This window comes from Trebonia sp., assembly GCF_049794275.1.
Lineage (GTDB): Bacteria > Actinomycetota > Actinomycetes > Streptosporangiales > Streptosporangiaceae > Trebonia.
Genome location: NZ_JBARCR010001086.1, coordinates 1 through 4,672, shown reverse-complemented (window position 1 = coordinate 4,672; position 4,672 = coordinate 1). Strand labels below are relative to the sequence as shown.

Genomic DNA, 4,672 nt, shown 5'->3' with positions numbered 1-4,672 from the left:
GGACTGCGGCGGCTGCGGCGGACGGCCTTGCTGGGCATCGCGCGGCGGTGCCGGGGTGCCGACGGCGACCGTCTCGGGCGCCGGGGGCGCCAGCAACGCTAGATCGAGGTCGTCCGCGTCCTTGCCGTCGCTGGAGTCGGCCGCTTCGGCCAGGCTGACCGCCTTGCTGACGGACTGGTTGACCTCTTCCTCAAGCGACATGCGGGCGGCTTCCGCTGCGACAAGACCCTGCACGCCGTCCAGGATGTCGGTGAGCCGCCGGACGGTGTCCGTGTGCCGGGTGCTCAGCAGGTTGAGCCTGCGCTCGGCGCCGTCATGGATGGCCGTGGCGCGGGCGGTGGCCTCGTCGAGCACCTTCTTGGCCTGCGACTTGGCGTTGGCGAGCGCGGCGTCCGCCTTCTTCCTGGTGTCGCTGGTCAGCCGGTCCGCCTCCGTGCGCGCTGCCGTACGGGTCTTGTCCGCTTCGTTCCGCGCCGCGGAGATCGTGCGCTCGGCCTGCTCCTGCGCCGCCGTCAGCATCCGTTCAGCCTGCTCGCGCGAGTCGGCGCGGACTCGTTCTGACTCCTGCTGAGCCTCAGCGCGAAGCTTGGAAATGTCGTCGTCAGCCTTGCTCTTCTGAGCCTTCGCCTCATCGTCAGCGAGCCTGAGGATCTGGGCGATGCGCTCGCTGACCTCCTCGTGCGCCGGCCTGCCGGCTAGCGCCTGCTGGCGGACGGTGGACATTTCACGCCGCAGGTGCTCGCTCTCGTCAAGTGACCGGGCGAGACGCTGCTCCAGCTCGCGGATCTCGTTGTTGCGGCGCGCTACGAAGTCGTCAACCTGGCGGCGGCTGTAGCCGCGCATCTGCATCTCGAATTCTTCGTGCAGAAGATTCGGCAGGAGATCGCTATTTTCATTCATGTCATCACGGGAATCTATGAGTCCTGAGGAGTCCTGAGTAGGAGAACAGTTGCCCCCGACTCTTCCCCCGTGGGACGACTGCCGCAACCCGAACGGCTGAGTATCCCGTTATATCCGATGTTGCCGAACGCACGGGGCCGTGGGATGTGATCTGCGTAGTGGACCGAGGACGATCCGTAACGTAGCATGTAGTCAAGCAGTTACGCTATGACAACGCAACCTCCGGGCTAACTCGGACATAACGAGTCAAATGATGCCACTTGTGGCTCGCCAGGACAATGAGGACTCTGATCCTGAAGTAGCCAAATGTCCGGATACAGCACGGAGACGCGTTCCGCCACATGTTCGCGGAATCGTTACCGGGAAGGCGGGTAAAACTATACGTAAGGGTGGGTTCGAATGACCCCGATGGGTCATGCGGAGGAATGGTGTCGCGACGTAACCTAAAGGACAAAGGAGCGAGTGCCCGGTCGATGGAGGTGAGCACGATTCCCAGGCAGGTCGATCTCCGTCTCCACGATGACGTGGCCCTAGACGAGATCGAACTCTACGCCGAAGTGCTCAGTGCCGTCGCCGCGAGCGACGGACCGCTTTCGTCCTCAGAACTTGACGCCGCGCTTGGCGTCTGTCCAGCGTGCGGCTGATCTAGCAGCTAGGGCCCGGATCGCCGGTACATCACGTCGGTGTGCCACCGGCTGAAGCCCAGCGCGGTGTACATCCTGGTGGCCGCCGTGTTCGACTCGTCGACATAGAGCATCACCTGGGTGAGGCCGAGGCGCTGCAGGTGTGCCACTCCGGCGAGGGTGAGCGCGCGGCCAAGGCCGCCGCCTTGCTGGCCGGGATCGACACCTACCACGTACACCTCGCCGATGGGCGCGCCGCCATCGCCGTCCGCCGGGTGCACCTTCGTCCAGTGGAAGCCGGCCATCCGCCCGTCTCGCTCGGCGATAAAGAAGCCCGCCGGGTCGAACCAGGGCTCCCCCTCACGGACCTCCAGGTCCTTCCTTGTCCAGGAACCCTGCTCCGGGTGGTGGGCGAACGCCCGCCCGTTGACCGCGAGCCACTCGTCTTCGTCCTCGCCCGGCCGGAACGTCCGCACCGACACTCCCGCCGGCCAGGCTGGCGCAGGGAGCGCGCGGCCGGTGAGCAGCATGTGCAACTGCCACAGCGCGCGAAACCTGGTGAAGCCGGCCGACCTGGCGAGCGCCGCGGCAGCGGGCAGGTCGCCGTGCGCCCACAGCCGGATTCCGGGCTCCTCCGCCCCCGCGACTACGGCCGAGATCAGCGCCGACCCGTAGCCGCGCCGCCGGTGCGCCGGATGGACGACGAGTTCACCGCTCATGTCTCCGTCTTCACCGGCGTCCGGGCCGTCGAGGTGCGCGTACCCGGCCACCGGGCCGTCGACGGTCAGCAGCAGGTCACGCGCCAGCGAGCCGCTGCCATGCTGGATCTGCAGCAGCACGTTCTCCGACATCGGCGCCACGCCGTCCGTCGCCCGCGCGGCGTCGGCAAGCGCCAGGACTTGCCCGGCCTGGTCCGGTTCGAGCGGGCCTTCGCTGATGCGGATCGGGTCTTGCCGGTCGCCTGGCGAGGTCACCGGTCCGCCGTGACGCTGCCCGACGGGTCCGTAGCGAGCATCCCGCCGTCACGGTCCTCAGGAACGCCCTTGACCGGCACGAACCGGTAGCCCACGTTGCGGACCGTGCCGATGAGCGCCTCGTGCTCGGGGCCGAGCTTGGCGCGCAGCCGGCGGACGTGCACGTCCACCGTCCGGGTGCCGCCGAAGTAGTCGTAGCCCCAGACCTCCTGCAGCAGGTGGGCCCGGGTGAACACCCGGCCAGGGTGCTGCGCGAGGAACTTCAGCAGCTCGAACTCCTTGAACGTCAGGTCGAGCACGCGGCCGCGCAGCCGCGCCGAGTACGTGGCCTCGTCGATCGCGAGGTCGCCGGACCTGATCTCATCTGGCGCGTCGGCCGCGGCGCGCAGGGCCCGGCGTCCGGTGGCTAGCCGGAGCCTGGCCTCGACTTCCGCGGGACCCGCGGTGTTCAAGATCACATCGTCGGCGTTCCATTCGGCACTGACCGCGGCGAGGCCGCCCTCGGTGACGATGGCGAGCATGGGGCAGTCAAGGCCCGTGGTGTGCAGCAGACGGCAGATACTCTTGGCATGAGCCAGGTCACGTCGCGCGTCGACGAGGATGACGTCCGCCGGCGGCGCCTCAACCAGCGCCGACGCGTCCGCGGGCAGCACGCGAACCGAGTGCAGCAGCAGCCCGAGGGCCGGCAACACCTCGGTTGACGGCTCCAGGACGCCGGTCACCAGCAGCAACTCGCTCACCTGATGCCCACCTCCAGTCGTGACGACATGCGCGTCATCATTGTTTCTGTATAAACACAAACGGGACCCGGGGGCAACACCGCCCAAGGTCCCGTTGAAGTGAGGATAGCTGACATGAGCAAGGTCACCGTCAGGTACTGGGCCGCCGCCAAGGCCGCCGCTCGCGTGCCCGAGGAGTCGGTGGAAGCGGCGACGCTCGCCGAGGCGCTCGACGCGGTCGTGTCCGGCCGGACACCTGACGATCCCTTGCGGAACGTCCTTGCCAGGTCATCGTTCCTGGTAAACGCCACTCCTGTCGGCCGCGCGGCCAAGGAGTCCGTGCTGCTCGACGACGGCGCGGTAGTCGAGGTGCTGCCGCCGTTCGCCGGCGGCTGACCGAGGCCCGCCGTCCCCGGTGCCGGCCACCGGGCCGAGTTACCCAAAGAACGTGACGTTCTTCACGCTCCGGGTATATCCATGAGGAGTCGAGCTGCGACCGCGAGCAATAAGGAGCCCGGTCAGTGACCGAGAGCAGCGAGCCAGGTCAGCCCGGGCAGGAAAATTCTCCTAGTGACCTGAACCAGTCGCCATCGGATCACGTACTAGCTAATGTGCCGGGCGCTGGAACGGCCGCGCAGCGGGAAGACGTGGCCGATGAGGCGTTTATCAGGGCGCTCTATGCCGAACATGGCGGCGCTCTGCTCCGGTACGCCCTGCACCTGACCGGAGGCGACAGGCAACGGGCGGAGGACCTAGTGCAGGAAACCATCGTACGGGCGTGGCGCCACCCGGAGGCGCTCGCCGACCGGCCGGCCCGGCCGTGGCTGTTCGCCGTGGCGCGCAACCTGGCGGTTGACGCCTACCGGGCGCGCCAGTCCAGGCCGCCGGAGGTCGGGCAGGCGATGCTCGACACGCTGCCCGCCGACGACGACGCAGACCGCACCCTCGAATCCTGGGCAGTGGCCGAGGCGCTGGCCACACTGCGGCCCGACCACCGCAAGGTGATCGTGGAGACCTACTACCGGGGCTGCTCGGTGGCGGAGGCCGCGGCCATCCTCGGGATACCCCCCGGGACCGTGAAATCGCGCACCTTCTATGCGTTGAAGGCGCTCAAGCTTGCCCTTCAGGAACGGGGACTAGCGCCATGACGCGGCAGATGGATTGTGCTGAGGCCCGGCTGTCGCTCGGCGTGTACGTGCTGGGCGCCATCGACCCGGCCGAGCGCGCGCTGGTAGACAGCCATCTGGCCGGCTGCCGCGACTGCCGTGACGAGCTCGCCGGGCTGGCAGGGATACCCGCGCTGCTCTCCCGGGTCGGCGCGGAAGAGGCGTTCGCGCTCGCGGAGAGCGACGGGCCGCCTGCGAGCGCCGCCAGTCTGGCAGCCGTCGGCCAGGGCGGGACCGAGCCGCCTCGTGAGCTGCTGGCGACCGTCATCGACCTGACGTCGGCTCGCCGT

General features: G+C 68.3%; 5 protein-coding genes and 1 pseudogene. 3 read left to right on the top strand and 3 right to left on the bottom strand.

Annotated elements, in window-relative coordinates:
- From WA805_RS27090 to WA805_RS27080, 3 genes and pseudogenes are all read right to left on the bottom strand, one after another.
- Positions 1-900, bottom strand: a pseudogene (locus tag WA805_RS27090) (hypothetical protein); the annotation flags it as partial.
- Positions 901-1,552: 652 nt separating this feature from the next.
- Entirely contained in the window at positions 1,553-2,467 is a 915-nt protein-coding gene (gene mshD, locus WA805_RS27085; protein WP_422288475.1) for a mycothiol synthase, read from the bottom strand.
- Positions 2,468-2,493: 26 nt separating this feature from the next.
- The gene (locus WA805_RS27080; protein ID WP_422274402.1) at positions 2,494-3,237 is read right to left on the bottom strand and encodes a winged helix-turn-helix domain-containing protein; all 744 of its coding nucleotides are present in this window, start codon (positions 3,235-3,237) and stop codon (positions 2,494-2,496) included.
- A gap of 114 nt (positions 3,238-3,351) precedes the next feature.
- Between WA805_RS27080 and WA805_RS27075 the strand changes: the two genes are divergently transcribed.
- The 3 genes from WA805_RS27075 to WA805_RS27065 form a co-directional block, all read left to right on the top strand.
- Positions 3,352-3,612: a MoaD/ThiS family protein gene (locus tag WA805_RS27075; RefSeq protein WP_422274400.1), complete on the top strand. Its 261-nt coding sequence runs from the start codon at positions 3,352-3,354 to the stop codon at positions 3,610-3,612.
- A gap of 215 nt (positions 3,613-3,827) precedes the next feature.
- A complete protein-coding gene (locus tag WA805_RS27070) occupies positions 3,828-4,364 on the top strand; it encodes a sigma-70 family RNA polymerase sigma factor (protein ID WP_422274404.1) in 537 nt (178 codons plus the stop codon).
- A gap of 8 nt (positions 4,365-4,372) precedes the next feature.
- Positions 4,373-4,672, top strand: a 300-nt coding sequence (locus WA805_RS27065; RefSeq protein WP_424564377.1) for an anti-sigma factor family protein, incomplete at its 3' end; no start/stop codon positions are given.